The following is a 17,412-nucleotide window of genomic DNA, read 5'->3' on the forward strand; positions in this document are numbered from 1 at the left end:
TCTTTCAAGGCTACAGATGGGGCAATTTGGCGTTATCCAATAACAAACGACTCCCAGAGGAGCCCTTGATGCCTATCGATTCCCGCTTGCCCAACTTTCGCAGCCTTTCTCCCGACCAGCGTCTTGAATACCTCCAGCAACTGTTGGGCCTCAGCGCCGAAGACAGCGACTTGCTTCGCGGCACTGGTGCTCTGCCGCTGGAGATTGCCGATGGCATGATCGAAAACGTGATCGGCACTTTTGAGTTGCCCTACGCCGTAGCCAGTAACTTCCAGATCAACGGGCGCGACGTGGTGATTCCGCTGGTGGTGGAAGAGCCCTCGGTCGTCGCTGCCGCGTCTTTCATGGCCAAGCTGACCCGGCACGCCGGGGGATTCCAGACTTCCAGCAGTGCGCCCCTGATGCGTGCGCAAGTACAGATCGTCGGTATCAGTGACCCGTTAAATGCACGCCTGTGCTTATTGCGTAACAAGGAACAGATCATCGCCCAGGCCAACAGCAAGGACCAATTACTGATCAGTTTGGGCGGCGGTTGCCGTGACATCGAGGTGCACACCTTTGCCGACAGTCCGCGCGGGCCGATGCTGGTAGTTCACCTGATTGTCGATGTCCGCGATGCCATGGGAGCCAACACCGTCAACACCATGGCCGAAGCGGTGGCGCCGCTGATGGAGACACTGACCGGCGGTAAAGTGCGCCTGCGTATTCTCTCCAATCTGGCGGACCTGCGCCTGGCCCGGGCGCAACTGCGTATCGCCCCGGAGCACTTGGCGACTGCCGAGTACAGCGGTGAGGAAGTCATCGAGGGCATCATCGATGCCTACACCTTTGCGGTCATCGACCCATACCGTGCAGCGACGCATAACAAGGGCATCATGAACGGCATCGATCCGCTGGTAGTTGCCACCGGCAATGATTGGCGCGCCGTAGAGGCAGGCGCCCATGCTTACGCCTGCCGCAACGGTCACTATGGTTCGCTCACCACTTGGGAAAAGGACAGCGCCGGGAACCTGGTCGGCACCCTTGAAATGCCGATGCCGTTGGGGCTGGTGGGCGGAGCGACCAAGACCCATCCACTGGCGCAATTGTCGCTGCACATTCTTGGTGTGAAAACCGCCCAGGAACTGGGCGAGATCGCAGTTGCAGTGGGCCTGGCGCAAAACCTCGGCGCTCTTCGGGCGTTGTCCACCGAAGGCATTCAGCGCGGGCACATGGCGCTGCATGCACGCAATGTCGCGCTGTCGGCGGGCGCTCGTGGCGAGGAACTCGATTGGTTAGTCAAGTGCATGGTCGAGAATCGCGACGTACGTGCCGACCGCGCCAAGGCCTTGCTGCTTGAAAAGCGCGGGTTGTAAGCGTGGACGCCGTGCGATTGGTGGAAGTCGGGCCACGTGATGGTTTGCAGAACGAAGTCCGCAGCCTGCCTGTGGACACACGGGTAGCGCTAGTGGAACGGTTGGTCGCGGCCGGTTTGCGCACCCTCGAGATTGGTGCTTTTGTCTCGGCGCGCTGGGTGCCGCAAATGGCGGGCACCGATCAGGTGCTGCGCCGGCTCGGCCAGCGACCTGGGGTGACATACAGCGCCCTGGTGCCCAACCTGCAAGGCCTGGATGCAGCGCTGGCAGTGGGTTGCCAGGAGGTAGCAGTGTTCGCCGCGGCTTCAGAAATGTTTTCCCAGAGGAATATCAATTGCTCTATCGATCAAAGCCTGGCGCGCTTCCGCCCAGTACTGGTCAAGGCCCGCAAGGCGGGTGTCGCGGTGCGGGGCTATGTGTCTTGTATACATGGTTGCCCCTTCAGTGGCGATGTCAGCGTCAGCCAAGTGGTACGGGTGGCGGCGGCACTTTATGAAATGGGCTGTTATGAAATCAGTCTCGGCGACACCATCGGCGTCGGCACGCCGCGAGCGACCGCTCGGTTGATAGCCGCCTGTGCCAAAGAGATACCGGTCGTTACGCTGGCCGGACATTTCCACGACACATACGGCATGGCTGTGGCGAATGTTCATGCTGCGCTGGAGGCTGGGGTTCGGGTGTTCGACAGTTCAGTATCCGGCCTGGGCGGCTGCCCTTATTCACCAGGGGCGACCGGAAATGTGGCAACCGAAGAACTGGTGTATTTGCTGGAACGCCAAGGCGTACAAACCGGTGTCGACCTTGAGCAACTGATCGAAGTGGGCGTGTTCATCGATCGCCAATTGCAGCGCAGCGGTGGATCACGCGTGGCCAAGGCGATGCTCACCTGTCAGACATTGACCAGGCCAACCGCGACATGAAGCCGTATACGGCCGGCATTTGCGGCACGGCCGGCCATGTTTTACCAGCCTCAACAAAAACAACAAGCCCGCAAGGGCCGGAGGGCACCATGAAGCATTCTCTTTCACCGCCTGCAAAGCAAAACCTCTACGAGGTATGGGGCGACACTGTCGATAGCCGACACTTGGCAGGCTCCATCAGCATCGGTGCGGTGGTAAGCCTGGGTGCCTACTTCATCGCGCACCACTTGCTACATCCTATCGTCGAGTCAGCACAGATGGCCAAGACATACGCCATGCTGGTGGGCGTATTCGGTTGCCTGTTAGCCGGCGCAATCTGTGCCAGATTGTTTGTACCCAAACGCGATGTGCAGGAGCACGCCACCGATCCGGCTTTTCGCGAGCAAGTGCTGGTTGATCTGCTCAAGGAGTACGGCAGCCTCGGTCGTCTTGAAGACTTGTCCGACGAAGTGATCGCAGAACTGCTTGAGCTGGGACTGTATGACCTACTCCGTGAGGCCCAGGCGCGGGAAGAAAATACGCATCGGCTGGCAACCCGCAGCATCGAGGTTACCTCCAGCCCTAGTGGAGGGCGTGGCTGATGGAAATGCTCATGCATGAAGTGATGATGGCGTTTGCTCTAGGCTTGTTGGGCGCCGTGGTGTTTTCCGCGATCGGCCTGGTCTCGGGCACAGACGAAACATCGACCCTCGCCCCTCTGACGATGCTGGTGGTGTTACTCGGCGCACCGCCTGCCGGGGTCTTGACCTTCTTCCTCGCCGGCGCGGTTGCCAAGCATATGACGCACGCAGTGCCCACAGCTTTGTTGGGAATTCCCGGTGATACAGTGGCCACTGCCTTGCTGGACGACGCAAACTACTTGCGCAAACTCGGCGTGCCACATATCGCCCTGCGCAAAATGATCACTGGTGGCGCCGTGGCCGCGTTGATCGCGGTGCCACTGTCGGTTCTATTCGCAGTATTACTGGCGCCGTTTGGTGAGGTGATCAAGCAATTCGCGCCTTGGGTGTTCCTCTGCGCGGCGCTGGGTATCGCTTACTTCTCGGCGGGGCGCTGGGCCTCCATACTAGCGCTGATACCGTTTGTCATGGTAATTGTCGCCTTGCAGGTCTTGACCGGCCACTACGGGGTGAAGTTGTCAGTAAGTTACTTCCTTGGTATTGCCGTGGCGCCGCTGATTGCTTCGCTGTTTTCCCTGTTGGCACCGGCTGAGCGCGAGCGCATGCGCCGCAGTGAATACCGGTTTTTTTCCCTGGCGCCGGACGTCAAGGGTTGGAAAGGTTACTTTCCCAATCCGCTCAAGGTCATCAACCCGCGTCAGATGAAGATCACGGCCATGGCGGCCAGTGTGTCGAGCGCGACCTTCGTGTTCAGCCCGGTAGCAATGACCGTGATCATCGGCGAAGTGATTGGTGCGCGAATCAAGCAGGCATATGACCGCCTGACAACGGTCATCACTGCGCGAAACGGTGTCACTGAGTCTACCTACATCGCCGAAACGCTGATCCCACTGATCGCCTTCGGGTTGCCCTTGAGTCCGGTGGCTGCTGGCCCTGCAGCGCCGCTGTTCAACGCACCGCCTCGCTTTTGGGTGGACAACGCCACCGGCGAAGTCAACAACCTGCACAACCTGCTCAGCACCTTGGATTTTCTTGGTTACGGAATGCTCGCAGTGGTCGTGGCGATTCTAGTGGCCTACCCGTTCACTATGAACTTCGCCCACCGCGCCGCGGCATTCGTGGTGCGCAATATCAGCCATGAAGCAGTGATCTCGACCTTTATCGGCCTGGTGCTCGTGATTGGCATATGGGAGGGAGGTTTGCTGGGCCTATTGGTGATTGTCACGGTGGGCTTGCTCGGCGGTTTCCTTGCGCGCTTCCTGGGTTTCAACACCGGTGTGCAGTTCATGGGCTACTACACGGCGGTCCTTAGCGTTCCGGCGATCATTGCGCTCGTGGGCTAGTTCCGCCCACGTAGAACATCCAAGACGTTTTCCCCGCAGATAGCTGTTTTATCCGCGACGGGAGAGTGTTGTCTGCTAAAAAGGAATAACAACAGTGAAAATCCTTTCCCGTTCCACCCCTACCCTGTTGGTTTACCTGGTTTTGTCCGCCGACGGCCACGCCGAAAGTTTTATTGACGATGCCAAGGCCTCTTTGAACCTGCGCAATTTTTATATCAATCGCAACTTTGTCGATCGCAATTATCCCCAAGCCAAGGCCGAAGAGTGGACTCAGAGTTCCATCCTCGATGCACGCTCGGGTTTCACCTCGGGCACCGTTGGCCTCGGCATGGATGTGCTGGGCTTGTATTCGGTGAAACTCGACGGGGGCAAGGGCACTGCCAACACCCAATTGCTGCCGGTGCACGATAAAGGTCGCCCGGCGGATGATTTTGGCCGGCTTGGGGTGGCATTGAAAGCGAAAATCTCAAGCACCGAATTAAAGGCCGGCGAATGGGCGCCGGTCTTGCCGGTGCTGCGTTCCGACGATGGACGCTCGCTGAGCCAGACCTTTCGCGGGATGCAATTGACGTCTCGCGAACTCAACGGCCTGACCTTGTATGGCGGTCAATTCCGCGCCAACAGTCCACGTAATGAAGCAAGCATGGAAGCCATGTTTATGGCTGGCCGTGCGAAGGTAACCTCGGACCGCTTTAACTTCGGCGGCGTCGAATACCAGTTCAACGAGAAAAACACCCAAGCGGGCGTCTGGTATTCGGAGTTGGTCGATATCTACCAGCAACGCTATTTCAACCTGACCCACAGCCAACAGGCAGGCAACTGGGTGCTGGGGGCTAACCTGGGTTATTTCACGGGCAAAGAAAACGGTAAGGCCCTGGCCGGAAGTCTGGAAAACCGGGCATGGTCGGCCATGCTGTCGGCGAAAATTGGTGCCAACACGTTTTATCTCGGCGGACAACGGATGTTCGGGGATAACGCTTGGATGCGTGTGAACGGCACCGCGGGCACCAGCTTGGCGAACGACAGTTACAACTCCAGTTATGACGCGGCACAAGAGCGCTCCTGGCAGGTGCGTTATGACCATCACTTCGTTAATCTGGGCCTGCCGGGCTTCACATTGATGACCCGCTACATCAGCGGCAGCAACGCCCACGTCGGTGCAGTGAGCGATGGTAAGGAATGGGGGCGTGAATCGGAACTTGCGTATGTGGTGCAAAGTGGAGTGGCCAAGAACCTCAGTGTACGGTGGCGCAACTCCACCTTGCGTAGGGATTACAGCTCCCTGGAGTTTGATGAAAACCGCTTGATTGTCAGCTATCCACTGTCGTTACTGTAGGAGCCGGTTTCGGAGCCCCATTTTAATAGGTCGACTAATTCCGAACACATCGATAGGTGGTTCTGACGCCATTGCTTAAATGCTTCTTCATTGAAAAGCTCAGCGATTGGTGTCCGGTTATTTTGTCAAATCAGGACTTTTTCAGGATTTCTCCAGAGCATGGTCAGGCCTGCCTTCCTATTGGTAAGTAATATTGACGGTGGCAGATGCCTTGATGGGGCCGACAGTCACTTTGTCCGGAGCAAACGGGAAGTAGAACGCACCCAGTGAGACGCTGAAGAGATCGGGGCTATAAATACCGGGTTGCAATCTGTGAATCGAAGTCGCTCGTCCGCGTGCCATCGATGATCGTGAAAATATCACGGGCGCCGATGGGTTGTTTGCAGCAACCAGCATGATTCCGACTCCTTGCGCTGCAAGGGGGCGTTGATCAACCAGATAGGTATCCCGAGTGCCCAAGTCAGTACTAGAGAGGAAAATGTCAACCATGCGGTCCGAGAATCCATTCCCCCGAAGGTTGTCACAGCTAAAGTTTAAATTAAATGGAGTATAGCCAATCCGCGAACCTGCGGTAAGGCTTGAGATGCCAACCTCTGGAAGACTGACGGTGAGCCCGGGGTTGTCCAACTTGCAAGTGGTATAGGTGGGCGTGTAGATCAATGCCAAGTTTTGAGTGAACATATTTCTTTTCCAATCGGGCGCTCCGGCCACCAGATAGTACGCCGAGCTGAAAATAGAACCAATCCATTCAAGCAAACCCATGTTTGAGTCGTCGACGACATTTACGAAATTTTTGAGCAGCGCCACGCTACTGCCAAATTTTGTCTCGTCAGATCCAGTCACGTTTTCCAAGGTAAATCGCATCGTAATGGCCGTATTCACCTCGGCGCCTCGATGTGAACCCGATTTCATGGGTATGGATTCCGGCATCGAGATTATTTCTACCCGAATCCAATAGGCGCCATTGTGAAATCCGATTAATACCCCGCCAGATTTTTTAAGAGCAGATTGATACTTCAGCTGTTCGCCTCCAGAACAACTAAACGGCCGATTCGTAAAGTTAGTATAGACTGTCGTCGTCCACGTTGGGGAAATATCCTTTTTCAAGCGCTCCGAAAGATCCAGCACAATATCAGGGCCTCGGGATGTAATATCATCATAGCACGTTGCATTGGCGGTATAGTTGAAAATAAGGTTCAATAACAAAACAGCAAAAAACAACTTGGTTGTTGACCAAACAGACATCAGCACGTCTCCACTTATCGACACGAAACGGACGCTCGAGGCGCGAGTACATCCGGCAGGTTTATAGCGCAGACACTGTCATTCATACGCACTGTTAGCTGTGATGGTCGTTCGTCATAATTTATATATAACGTACTAGCTTGGCCAATATAGCCGATAGAGTCCCCGGCTTGATCCAGCACCTCGGCGCCGAAGGGCAACGGGGAACCATTTGCATGTAAAGCACGAAAGTTCAGCGCCTGACGCAAGTCAGTTTTGAATGTGACCTTTGCCACTGCGTCGGCAAACGGCACGCTGTGAGCAACGTTGCCTATAACTCTCCCTCCCGAGGCATTAGCGCCCTCGGACAGCATGATTGAATTTGAGCGGTACGGGCTTGCGTAAGGCACAAGCGCGTAACCATCTTCATCGGTAACGACACTGGCATCACCATTGACAACCATTCCCTTTGCCTTGGGAGCTTCGACAACTAGCATCGTATTACCCATATCATTGGATGCCAAAATTTTTCCTGGAATCATGACCACAGTGCCGCGTGCGTCCAAGCCAAACTGTCGGTAATCGGATGCTTCACCGAGGGTTCCCCCGACAGTGAAGTTGTTGGCGCGGTAAGTACTGCCCACACTGATGGCACGGTTCTCAGGGTCATGACTCGCTGCCACACTATAACTAAGCCGTTGAGATTGCAGGGCGCTACCGCTGACACTAGTATTGCTTTGCGAATAACGTGAGTCGGCAAATGAAACGCTACTGGCGATGGTGGCACGATTCGAAAACATCTCGAATGGAATAGTAAAACCAATATACGATCGCGTCTGCTCATGCCCATGTGAATCACGGACCTTGTTGACGGACAGACTAATGGATACCTGGTTGAACGATTTCGAAAAGCCAAACTGGTACTCCCGACTTTTTTTGTTGGAGCCCCAGTAATCTCGTTGCACGCCTGCGAAATATACAGAACCCCATTCGCCGGGGAGACGTTGACTGATATTGAGGCTGAAATTGTTACGGGGCCGTGCACCAGTTAACGAATCCCAAGTCTTCATGTCAATCACAGAGGTGTCTTCGGTCTGATGTATATTAAATCGATCCTGGTATTTTTTTCGACCTTTACTGAAATTGTTTTCTTTCGCATAAATGGCATCATCAAACGTATAGAAATTTGCGCTCGAGTACCGAAAAGCGCCTAGCGTGAAATTTGTGGCCGTGGCATCGAGAAGTTTACTGTAGGTGATTCGAATACTCTGCCCGGTGAAATCTTGCTCTTTTAGATCCGTGCGCGCATGGGTAACGTCCAGAGACAGAGCGCCCACTGGCAAATTAAAGGCGCCGCCGATCAAGTACGCTTGATATTCGGAGCTCACTGTACTTCCGAGGTAGCCCGTCGCGCGATTATCAAGCCCTCGTTGCCAGGTTGCCTGGAAAAAATCCGGGGTATAGTTCGTATTAGGTTGTACGGCAGAGCCCAATGTTAAAGCGTATTTACTAACACCGGCTTTCAGCATGCTAGGAACGGACGAAAAAGGTATTGTGAATGACGTGACCTCTCCGCTGGCCTCTTGAACAATCACTGTGAGATCCCCCGCCGAGCCGGTCTGCGGTAATGCATCAATCACGAAGGGACCTGGCGGTACGTTTTCCTGATAGATGATGCTGCCGTTCTGCTTCACTATAACCAGTGCATTGGTTCTGGCGGTTCCTCGGACAACCGGAGAAAATGCTTGCATTGAGTTAGGAAGCATGTTGATGTCCGAAAATAAACCGACACCTTTGGTTTTGACAGAATCAAATAATTCCCCACCAGAATAAAACTCACCGACTCTTACCACGGACTTCAATGACGCAATATTATTTTGTGCATAACGGAGATTGGACTGGTACTGCATCCGCTCGTCGGCCCGCTTACTTGCCGAGCCAAGTTCTCTAAACTGCCACCCACCGATATTTACACCTAGACTCAGGCCTGAGTAAAGGTCATTGGTGGCGACATTTGTACTTTGGGCTTCCAGCCGGTTATAAACAGCATTGTAACCAAGAATTAATGCAGACAATCCGGGATCCCAGAACTGCGGATCAATGTAGCTTTGATCAGTACGTCGTACATAGGCTTGAGGGATACTCACGCGAAGACTCTGTGTACTGATGTCCAGCACAAAGGTCGCGCCCTCTGAAATTTTCTGGACAGGAATCCAATCATTGGAATCCGCAGCGGGTGACACCAAGGAGGTTTGCAGCCCCAGTTCTGAAATAGCGGTTGAGGCGATTTTAACATCCTCTCGTGTACTACCAAGCAGCACCTTAAATCGGCCCTTCCATAGATCATTTACATAAACATCCAATTTATGTCGGCCAGCAGGTAGTTCAACATTGCTCAAAAATCTCGAAAGATCTGACTCTTTCGACCTGCCGGCCAGAAGTGACGTATCAAACAACTCCGCGCGCGCATCATGCATCACCGCTGAAACGCTCATTAGTACGCTAAAACAAGCGAAAGTCTTTATTGTTTCTACCTGAGAAATCGATTTAGCGCAATGTGACCACTTCATCTCGGTATGCACCCAGGTCGTCAACATAAGTCAAAATAAATTGAGTACCAGGCTCAAGTTTAGTATTGCCTGGTATGTCCAATGAAGAATAAGGAGCAATCATGTTGGACCCCGCGATTTCAACGCTCGAGTTTTTTTCCGCAATTCGCACAATCGTCAAGTGATAGGCGTTGTCATTGAAAACAGACACACTCGTGCCGCGCGCCATAATTCTGATGTTTTCATTACTGAAGTCAGGGAGCGACTTCAGAGCGCTAGGGCGAAAAAAAAGCTTAACGCGTGTTCTAAGGGCTAGTTGCAGCGTATTTTGCCCTTGCAAGTGTTCCGGAAATGCAGGTATTTCTAGAACATTCAAATAAAATACACTTTCACGATCGCCGGGTACCGGTTGGTCAGTTTTTTCGATCCTGAGTTGCTGCCCGCCGTGGCCGAGCACTTTGACGATGGGAGGGGATAACAAAAACGGTACCTGCGCTGTTTCAGGCGTAGAGTTGACATCTCCATCATCAATCCAGGCCTGAACTAAAGAAGCATCCGCCCCCGTGCTCGTCAGTTGTACGGTTTTAAATCCCTTACTTTCATGGTAAATAATTCGCGTACCATTCAAAATTATGTTTGCTTGGGCACAGGCGGAGCCCACAACAAAACATCCCAATATCAGTAACTTAAACATCGCTTGCCCCAAACCAGGCCTGCTGTAGCGGCCTGGAGCTTCGAAGGACGTATCAGAGATACGAAATGGTATATATCAAACTAGAGCTTATTGACCCTACCCTTGCAGCAGCCGTGTTTGTCTTGTAATAGTAAGCGTCGAACACTAGGGTTTCTGAATCGGGCGACTTCTTCGCACCGATGATCCCGGTATTGAACGGCGTATTGAGTTGCACAGGTGTTTGCGTTCCAGGCAAGCCCAGAGAAAAGCCAACGTTTTTGGCAATCGCTGCATCGCTCTCGTTTACCGAGGTATTCACCAGATACTTTCCATCGGTGGAGATATTATCCGCTGACGAAAAATACATCATTAGTGGCGTGGTTGGAGCAGCTGGCGTAGTCGCGGAACTGCTGGCCGCATTACAGCCCGAAAAGGTCATTGAAAATGATTTCTTATTCTTTAAGATTGGACCTACAGTCGTCCCAGCCTCTGCAACCGTTATAGGTGCAAGCGCGACAGTGAAGTCGGCACTCTTACCACCATTGATTGTGCAAGTGGTGTCGGTGATCATGCCGTTAAAAGAAATCACGCCACCTGACACGTTTGTGGCAGCTACGGAGTGGACACTAGCAATAACAGCCGATACGGCCGCGAGCGTTTTGATGTAGTGTTTCATAAGATTTCCAATTGCATTAATTGAGTTTAGGAAGCCATAACTGTCGCGCGATTATTTTTTATTTGATCGCGCTTAGTGACTAGACGATTAAAAATAATTTCTGCATCTTCCCCTCAAAACAACCGAGTAACGGCGCTGGAGACGCCCCTTCCAAATTTACCGCAATATTCAACAAACACTTCCGAAGGCATCGAGCGTGCGAAGAAAAAGCCTTGTGCATATTGCACACCAAGCTGAATCAAACGCTGACATTGCGTGGCAGTTTCGACACCCTCTACCACCATTGACATGCTCAGCTTCTCTGTAAGCGCAAGTGCGAAAGAGATGACAGCCTCAACCTGGAAATCATCCGGAATTCTTTGGACAAATGCCCGATCGAGCTTCACCTCGGTAAACGGCAATACGATAAGTCTCTCCAACGTTGAGTACCCTGAGCCAAAATCGTCCAATGACAATCCACATCCTGCACCTCTCAAATGCAACGCATTTTCGTAAGCGGCGGAACTACCGGGAAGCGTCGCGGACTCCAAAATTTCAAAAACAATGCTGTTGTGGCTTACGTTATTTTTTTCTATTTCTTCAATTAACCCCTCTACCAAATTTTTATTCGCCAGTTGTACTGGATGTAAATTCAATGAAAGAGGCACCAGAGCATCAATGTGTGCCAGCTGTCTCTGAAGTGCCAACCCCTGTTTGAACAACACCCAGAGCAGTGAGTCGATCAACCCATGCTGCACCATTGCCGGGATAAATTCCCCGGCTGGAAGAACTCCCCTAACAGGATGGTTCCAGCGCGCCAACAACTCGCCGCCCGCCACCTGGCGATCAAGCAGATGAATCTTTGGCTGTATAAAGGCTTTAAATTCCTGTGACTCCAAACCTCGTTTGATATCAGCCACAAGAGATAGCTGAGAGTGGGCAGTGCTTGCTGCTGCATCTCTGACTCCAAATTCGCTCTCGAGGTATGCTGGGAATTGACGCTTCACGGTATTTCAAATCCCTATATAGGAGGAGTGGTTCAGTCGTGATGGCGGCACTGTAATTAGGAAACAGCTGTGGTATCTGTAGGAAATTTCCCAAGTGGCGAATTATGGAGAATGCGGCGATCTGCCAGCATTGTTGCTAGTCAGCATCCTGAAAAGCAGGGACAGCCAACAGAGAGGCTGGATCGCGCATCACAGAGGGAGGCTGGCGTGTCGTAAGAAATTTCCTACATTACCGCTGCTCGAATCTGACCTATCCTTGATCTGCTCTTGGTGACAGCCTGAGCTATTCAAGGTTTGTGTTGCAGAGGTGTCGATGTGAAAGCGATGATTGTTGACGATCACCCTATTATCCGTGTGGGTGTACGGATGCTCTTGCAGGAAGAAAAGTTTGATATTGTCGCTGAAACTGGCGATGGTGCTGAGGCGGTACAGATGGTACGCACGTATGCCCCGCAGTTACTGGTACTGGACATCGCAATGCCTATGCTTGATGGCTTGGAGGTTCTGACGCGTATAGGTACCTATGGGCTGACGACCAAGGTTTTGATCTTTACGTCGCAAGAGCCCAACTTTTTTGCTCGCCGTTGCATGCAAGCCGGTGCCGCCGGGTATGTGTGTAAAACCGGCGACTTTGCGGAGCTGCGCAGAGCCGTCAGAGCCGTTATGAGCGGCTATCCCTTCTTCCCCGAGTTACCAACTAGCTCGGTGTGCCGTACGGACGCAGAGAAATCCGAACAGTTGATGATCCAGAATCTCTCGAACCGTGAGCTCGCTATTTTGCAGCAATTGGCTCGTGGCTTTAGCAATAAAGAAATCGGCGAGGCTATGCTGTTGAGCAACAAGACAGTTAGTACGTATAAAACCCGACTTGCCGAAAAACTCCAAGTACGCTCGGTCGTCTATCTTGCCGACTTCGCCAAACGAAATAACCTTATATAAATGAAGTACCGGACAGAGTTACTTTGCGTGTTGGCGATTTGGAGCTTGACATTAGATTCATTTTCGGCAGCCGCTGGAATCGAGTCGTTACCGCTGAACGGGCGGTCGCACATGATGCCACTTATCCAGTCCGATAATTTTCCCAATAAGAGCTGGTTACAGCAAAAAAAAATTATCACGTTTGGTACGTCCCTTGCGGGAGCCCCTCCCTTGGAAATCAGGACTTTAAAAGGTGAGTACAGCGGAATTACCGCTGATTACCTTGAACTGATTTCCGACGCGCTGGGTGTGGAGATTCGCGTCCGGCGATATATTGATGAAGCTTCGGCGGAAACTGCGTTACTTAACGGTGAAGTTGACATGTTGGCTCCCCCGGGAACGAGACATACTTCTGCGGAGTCATTTATTGAATCGTCCTCTTATTGGGTGGATCCCAGCGTGATCGTGACTCGACAGAAAGCTTTCCCCCTCAACCCTTCGCAGCGGGTGCTTCATTTATCTGCGGTGACGTCTTCAACTGGACTGGCGGCTCTGCACAAGTCATACCCTAACGTTACAATTACAAATTACCCAACCTCCCTGGAAGCGATTGCGGCTGTCAAATTCGATTTAGTAGATGGCTTTGTGGGTGGTGCCTTGGATGCAGCACATGTGATCAATGCCAATTTTTTTTCTGGTTTGTATTTAAGTCCGATTGAAGAGATGTCGAGTATGAAGCGCTTCAGGTTTCGCCGATCCGATCAACATCTGCAGCGCGCGGTCAACTTGGTATTGTCGGCGGTTAACCAAGAGAAACAAGCAGGCATCATACAGCGCTGGACCGGTACCTCGCTCTACCCCCCGCCCCTCTCTGAGCTGAATTTGACACCCACCCAGCGCCACTGGATCACTGAAAACTCCCCAGTCAAAATTGGTCTCGTCACCGATTATCCGCCTATCTCCTTTAACGATCAAAACTATGCTTACCGGGGTATAGCTGCTGATGTTCTTGAATACGTAAGCGAGATCACGGGTTTACACTTTAAAATTGTAGAGTGCTCCTCAGCAGAAGAGGTCAGAACGAAGCTCGCGAATGGTGAGGTCGATATCGTACTTAATTTGTCCGGTATCCGACCCGATGCTGAAATCATTTACACCCGCGCGTTTCTCTCGACTCCGAGAGTTCTGATTTCGCGCGCGTCGGATACGTGGATCACACAAATTTCTGATCTGGCAGGACATCGCGTTGCTTTCGACACTACCAATCTCGATTTTGTGGATTATCTAAGGCGAGAATATCCGGACATAATACAGGTGCCCTCCGATGGCATTTATACATCGCTCCACTTACTCAAAACAGGCCAAGTGGATGCCAGCATCGGGAATTTTGCAACGGCCAAGTATGCGCTTGCGAAAAATCAAAGGGATGAGTTGCGCATCGTCAATGTCGTGGATGGCAAATTTTCTCACTTTGCAATGGGGACACGTCCTGAGAATAAGCTTTTATATTCTATTATCGATGCTGCGGTCGCATCGCTTAATCCGGAACAGCTGAGAGCGTTGGCGAGTCGTTGGGGCGGCGACGTGGCTATCGATAAAACCGAGCTGGTCGCTGCACGCAGTGTCTACTACCGAGGGATAGTGTCGGCCGTTCTTCTTCTCGCGGTCGCCATCGTCTGGATCCTGTACCTTCGGCATCTCATCAACCAGAGAGTAATCGCTGAAAAAGCGCTGCGAGATCAAATGAAGTTCATGGAGACTCTTATTAATAGTCTCCCGCATCCCATATATGTGAGGGATCAAGCTGCACGTTTGATCACCTGCAATCAGCGTTATCTGGCAGAAACAGGACTATCATCGAGCGACGTAACGGGGACGCTCCTGACCGACTACTCATTCATTCCGCCAGAGTATGCAAATGTCTTTCAGAATAGATACCTGCATGTGATGGCGAGGGGCGAACAATACTCGGAGGACATGAAGCTTTATCTCCCTGGAGGTCGTTCTATTACCGCCTTCCATTGGGTTGTGCCTTACCAGGATGATGATGGCGTAATCAAAGGTGTTATTGGTGGGTGGGTGGATGTCACAGAGCGTGAAGCGTTGCTATTAAAACTCATAGAAGCGAAACATGAGGCTGATAGCGCCAGTCAAGCCAAAACAAAATTTGTAGCAACCATAAGCCACGAAATCAGGACGCCGATGAACGCTGTTGTGGGTATGTTGGAACTTGCCATGATCAAAGCTCGGCAGGGGGTACTTGATCGACTGGCGATCGAGGTCGCTTACGATTCTTCGAAAAATCTGGTCGGTATCATCGGGAATACATTAGACATCATACGCGTCGAGTCGGGACATCTAACACTCGCGCCTGAGCGTGTGGCGTTGAAGGATCTTATCATTTCGACCACGCGCGTTTTTCACAATCTCGCTCGGCAGAAAGGTCTCAGTATTGACGTCAAGGTCGATGCGTTGGCCCAATGCGAGGTTTTTATCGATCCACTTCGTTTCAAACAGATACTTTCCAACTTGCTGAGTAATGCGATCAAGTTCACCTCGCAGGGTAATGTCACCGTTGATGTCAGCGCGCATCGATGGAGTACCAGCCATCTGGCGTTAAATGTCTGTGTCCGCGATACCGGCGTGGGAATTAAGGCTGAAGATATACCAAAGCTGTTTACACCTTTTAGCCAAGTGGGTACTGATAGCGCTTCACTTTCGGTTGGGTCAGGATTGGGATTGAATATCAGCAAGGCACTTTCTTCCATGATGGGTGGTACCTTGAATCTTCGGAGTGTCTTTGGAAAAGGTACGGAGGTTGAGTTAAATCTTAATGTGGAATTTGCACCACCCGAGATACGTAACGCGGTCAGCATCCTCGAAATGCCCATGAGTCGCGAACTGAAGATCTTGGTAGTGGATGATCATCCTGCCAATCGCTTGTTGCTGACCCAACAACTCATCTATCTCGGCCATCAGGTGGCCGATGAAGTTGATGGTATCAGTGGATTCCGTGCTTGGAATGCAGGCGGGTTCGACGTCGTGTTTACTGACTGCAATATGCCCATTCTGAACGGCTACGACCTGGCTAAAAAAATCCGTCACGTGGAGAAAACGTCAGCTAGAGCCCCCTGCCTTATCTTAGGCTTTACCGCAAATGCTCAGGCGCGTGAAGTGGAAATGTGCAAGGTAGCAGGAATGGATGACTGTTTGTTCAAGCCTGTCAGCTTGGATGATTTGGCAAAACGGCTGCAACACTTGGCAGCGCCGGTCGATGCACGTGACTCAGAAAGCGAATCGTCGCAACAACAGACGAGCTTTAACATTGCCAACCTGACACAACTCGCAAGTCACGATGCCGAGCTCATGACTAAATTGCTACACGACATCATCCGCGAGAGCGAGGAAGATTTACGGCATATTCTCAGGTTGTTCGCCTTGGACGACCATATAGGCTTATATGACTTGGCCCACCGCGTGAAGGGGGTAGCAAGAATCATAATGGCTAACCGCGTGATAAACGCCTGTGATCAATTGCAACTTGCCTGTTCAGGACCCGATAGTACGGAGTTTGCGAAAGTCGTTGATGAACTGTATCAGTCCGTTGAGAACCTGCTCAGCGATTTGAATAACTTTCTGGCCTCGACGGATTCGTGAGCCCAGAGCATATTCGAGAATATACCCGGCCCCAGACAAGATTTTTCTTGTGCACAACCCTCAATCAATTGCATAGGCTTTTGCGATTTTTTGGAGACGTAGCGATGCAGAGAACTCAAGAGAGAGTCGTCGTGATAGGAAAGCGTTTTGGCGAGATGCTGGAGTTCACACGCTTGCTTAACCGCCTGGGGATTTTCAACATCACGCTTCGTAGCACTGCGAAAGAGGTTGTAGAACTGCTCGAAGCTGGAGATCGATTCGAAACGTTGATCTTCGACAATTTTGAAGTTCGCAGGGACAGCGATTGCCTGAAATCCCTTGCTTGGTATCGCGCGATAAACCTGATCATTCTCACCTCGGATGTGAACTTTCAGGAGCGCCGTCACCTTGCCGAGTGGGCCAAAAAACGCTCACTACCCTCACTTCGTATATTGCAACTACCCGTCCGAGGCGAAGATTTGCAAAGGATCATAAATCCGACCCCAGCCGGAAACCTTCGCGCTACAGCACTCTAGGTTCTAAGTCGGTCGAACTCACCTTTCACTTCAGCTCTTTACGCATCAGCGCATTCGGCAACGACACACCGCGGGTGACCGAGAGTTTTCTCTCCACTACATGAAAACCGTGACGCTCAAAGAAGATCTCAGCGGTGCGACTGACGTCTGAAGTGAGTTCTCGAATTCCCAGCGTATCCGCTTCGTCAAGGATACGACTCATGAGAAGAGTGCCGATGCCTTGACCAGCATGGGCACCGGAAACAAAAAAATGGTCGATGTAACCATTGGACTGAATATCGGCATAGCCCACTATTTCGCCATTGTGTTCAGCGACAAACGGATTGATTGTTCGCATCCGTGTCGTCCAGTACTGCGGGTCAATGTCTTCTGGTGCCCAAGCATCAATCTGGTTTTGAGTGTAATCACCCGCTGCGAGTTGATGAATACTCGAGAAGAAGACACGAAACAACGCGGCCTCATCTCCTGGCGAGAAACGGCGAATTTTCATAAGCATCCATGAGGTTCAGTCAAAGGGAAAAGCCAGGCTACAGGCTGTACCAAGGAAACGCCGGCAGTTTCTTCATCTCGGGCCTGGTACTGCTTGACCAGGACGAAGACATCTCCGTCCTGGCTTGTCCGCCGCCGTTACAACTGACCC

At 52.0% G+C, this 17,412-nt stretch carries 14 protein-coding genes; 8 read left to right on the top strand and 6 right to left on the bottom strand.

Features of this window, described 5'->3' with window-relative positions; all coding sequences use genetic code 11:
• The first annotated feature begins 68 nt into the window (after positions 1-68).
• From AC1MDC_RS27965 to AC1MDC_RS27985, 5 genes are all read left to right on the top strand, one after another.
• Positions 69-1,355, top strand: coding sequence for a hydroxymethylglutaryl-CoA reductase, degradative (locus AC1MDC_RS27965; protein ID WP_480394141.1), 1,287 nt, complete (start codon positions 69-71; stop codon positions 1,353-1,355).
• Positions 1,356-1,357: 2 nt separating this feature from the next.
• Positions 1,358-2,275: a hydroxymethylglutaryl-CoA lyase gene (locus AC1MDC_RS27970; protein WP_480394142.1), complete on the top strand. Its 918-nt coding sequence runs from the start codon at positions 1,358-1,360 to the stop codon at positions 2,273-2,275.
• Positions 2,276-2,364: 89 nt separating this feature from the next.
• Positions 2,365-2,856, top strand: a complete 492-nt coding sequence (locus AC1MDC_RS27975; RefSeq protein ID WP_480394143.1) for a hypothetical protein — start codon at positions 2,365-2,367, stop codon at positions 2,854-2,856.
• Positions 2,856-4,238, top strand: coding sequence for a tripartite tricarboxylate transporter permease (locus AC1MDC_RS27980; protein WP_480394144.1), 1,383 nt, complete (start codon positions 2,856-2,858; stop codon positions 4,236-4,238). The genes AC1MDC_RS27975 and AC1MDC_RS27980 overlap by 1 nt, the downstream gene beginning before the upstream one ends.
• Before the next feature lie 100 nt (positions 4,239-4,338).
• Positions 4,339-5,574, top strand: coding sequence for an OprD family porin (locus tag AC1MDC_RS27985; protein WP_480394152.1), 1,236 nt, complete (start codon positions 4,339-4,341; stop codon positions 5,572-5,574).
• A 177-nt stretch (positions 5,575-5,751) separates the two neighbouring features.
• Here AC1MDC_RS27985 and AC1MDC_RS27990 read toward each other — a convergent pair whose 3' ends face one another.
• The 5 genes from AC1MDC_RS27990 to AC1MDC_RS28010 form a co-directional block, all read right to left on the bottom strand.
• The gene (locus tag AC1MDC_RS27990; RefSeq protein ID WP_480394145.1) at positions 5,752-6,819 is read right to left on the bottom strand and encodes a fimbrial protein; all 1,068 of its coding nucleotides are present in this window, start codon (positions 6,817-6,819) and stop codon (positions 5,752-5,754) included.
• Positions 6,820-6,833: 14 nt separating this feature from the next.
• A complete protein-coding gene (locus AC1MDC_RS27995; RefSeq protein WP_480394146.1) occupies positions 6,834-9,293 on the bottom strand; it encodes a fimbria/pilus outer membrane usher protein in 2,460 nt (819 codons plus the stop codon).
• A gap of 52 nt (positions 9,294-9,345) precedes the next feature.
• A complete protein-coding gene (locus AC1MDC_RS28000; protein WP_480394147.1) occupies positions 9,346-10,041 on the bottom strand; it encodes a fimbrial biogenesis chaperone in 696 nt (231 codons plus the stop codon).
• A gap of 52 nt (positions 10,042-10,093) precedes the next feature.
• Complete coding sequence (locus AC1MDC_RS28005; RefSeq protein ID WP_480394148.1) at positions 10,094-10,696, bottom strand: fimbrial protein; 603 nt, start codon at positions 10,694-10,696, stop codon at positions 10,094-10,096.
• 113 nt (positions 10,697-10,809) lie between these two features.
• Entirely contained in the window at positions 10,810-11,682 is an 873-nt protein-coding gene (locus AC1MDC_RS28010; RefSeq protein WP_480394149.1) for an EAL domain-containing protein, read from the bottom strand.
• Between the two features lie 324 nt (positions 11,683-12,006).
• On the opposite strand from AC1MDC_RS28010, the gene AC1MDC_RS28015 reads away from it, so the two are divergent.
• From AC1MDC_RS28015 to AC1MDC_RS28025, 3 genes are all read left to right on the top strand, one after another.
• The gene (locus tag AC1MDC_RS28015; protein ID WP_480394153.1) at positions 12,007-12,621 is read left to right on the top strand and encodes a response regulator; all 615 of its coding nucleotides are present in this window, start codon (positions 12,007-12,009) and stop codon (positions 12,619-12,621) included.
• Positions 12,622-12,732: 111 nt separating this feature from the next.
• Complete coding sequence (locus tag AC1MDC_RS28020) at positions 12,733-16,257, top strand: transporter substrate-binding domain-containing protein (RefSeq protein ID WP_480394150.1); 3,525 nt, start codon at positions 12,733-12,735, stop codon at positions 16,255-16,257.
• A gap of 104 nt (positions 16,258-16,361) precedes the next feature.
• Positions 16,362-16,772 carry a hypothetical protein gene (locus tag AC1MDC_RS28025; RefSeq protein ID WP_085702960.1) on the top strand — a complete coding sequence of 137 codons (411 nt, stop codon included), beginning with the start codon at positions 16,362-16,364 and terminating at the stop codon, positions 16,770-16,772.
• Between the two features lie 25 nt (positions 16,773-16,797).
• Here the strand turns inward: AC1MDC_RS28025 and AC1MDC_RS28030 are convergent, their stop codons facing one another.
• On the bottom strand, positions 16,798-17,262 hold the full coding sequence (locus AC1MDC_RS28030; RefSeq protein WP_085703083.1) for a GNAT family N-acetyltransferase: 465 nt from the start codon (positions 17,260-17,262) through the stop codon (positions 16,798-16,800).
• Positions 17,263-17,412 lie beyond the last annotated feature (150 nt).

Source organism: Pseudomonas sp. 1 (assembly GCF_056626735.1).

What these genes read in the sequence shown, in the direction of transcription:
- AC1MDC_RS28030 (WP_085703083.1), bottom strand. Translation starts at nt 17,262, where the DNA reads ATGAAAATTCGCCGTTTCTCGCCAGGAGATGAGGCCGCGTTGTTTCGT.
- AC1MDC_RS28005 (WP_480394148.1), bottom strand. Translation starts at nt 10,696, where the DNA reads ATGAAACACTACATCAAAACGCTCGCGGCCGTATCGGCTGTTATTGCT.
- AC1MDC_RS27980 (WP_480394144.1), top strand. Translation starts at nt 2,856, where the DNA reads ATGGAAATGCTCATGCATGAAGTGATGATGGCGTTTGCTCTAGGCTTG.
- AC1MDC_RS27995 (WP_480394146.1), bottom strand. Translation starts at nt 9,293, where the DNA reads ATGAGCGTTTCAGCGGTGATGCATGATGCGCGCGCGGAGTTGTTTGAT.
- AC1MDC_RS27990 (WP_480394145.1), bottom strand. Translation starts at nt 6,819, where the DNA reads ATGTCTGTTTGGTCAACAACCAAGTTGTTTTTTGCTGTTTTGTTATTG.
- AC1MDC_RS27965 (WP_480394141.1), top strand. Translation starts at nt 69, where the DNA reads ATGCCTATCGATTCCCGCTTGCCCAACTTTCGCAGCCTTTCTCCCGAC.
- AC1MDC_RS28000 (WP_480394147.1), bottom strand. Translation starts at nt 10,041, where the DNA reads ATGTTTAAGTTACTGATATTGGGATGTTTTGTTGTGGGCTCCGCCTGT.
- AC1MDC_RS28015 (WP_480394153.1), top strand. Translation starts at nt 12,007, where the DNA reads ATGATTGTTGACGATCACCCTATTATCCGTGTGGGTGTACGGATGCTC.
- AC1MDC_RS28025 (WP_085702960.1), top strand. Translation starts at nt 16,362, where the DNA reads ATGCAGAGAACTCAAGAGAGAGTCGTCGTGATAGGAAAGCGTTTTGGC.
- AC1MDC_RS27975 (WP_480394143.1), top strand. Translation starts at nt 2,365, where the DNA reads ATGAAGCATTCTCTTTCACCGCCTGCAAAGCAAAACCTCTACGAGGTA.
- AC1MDC_RS28020 (WP_480394150.1), top strand. Translation starts at nt 12,733, where the DNA reads ATGATGCCACTTATCCAGTCCGATAATTTTCCCAATAAGAGCTGGTTA.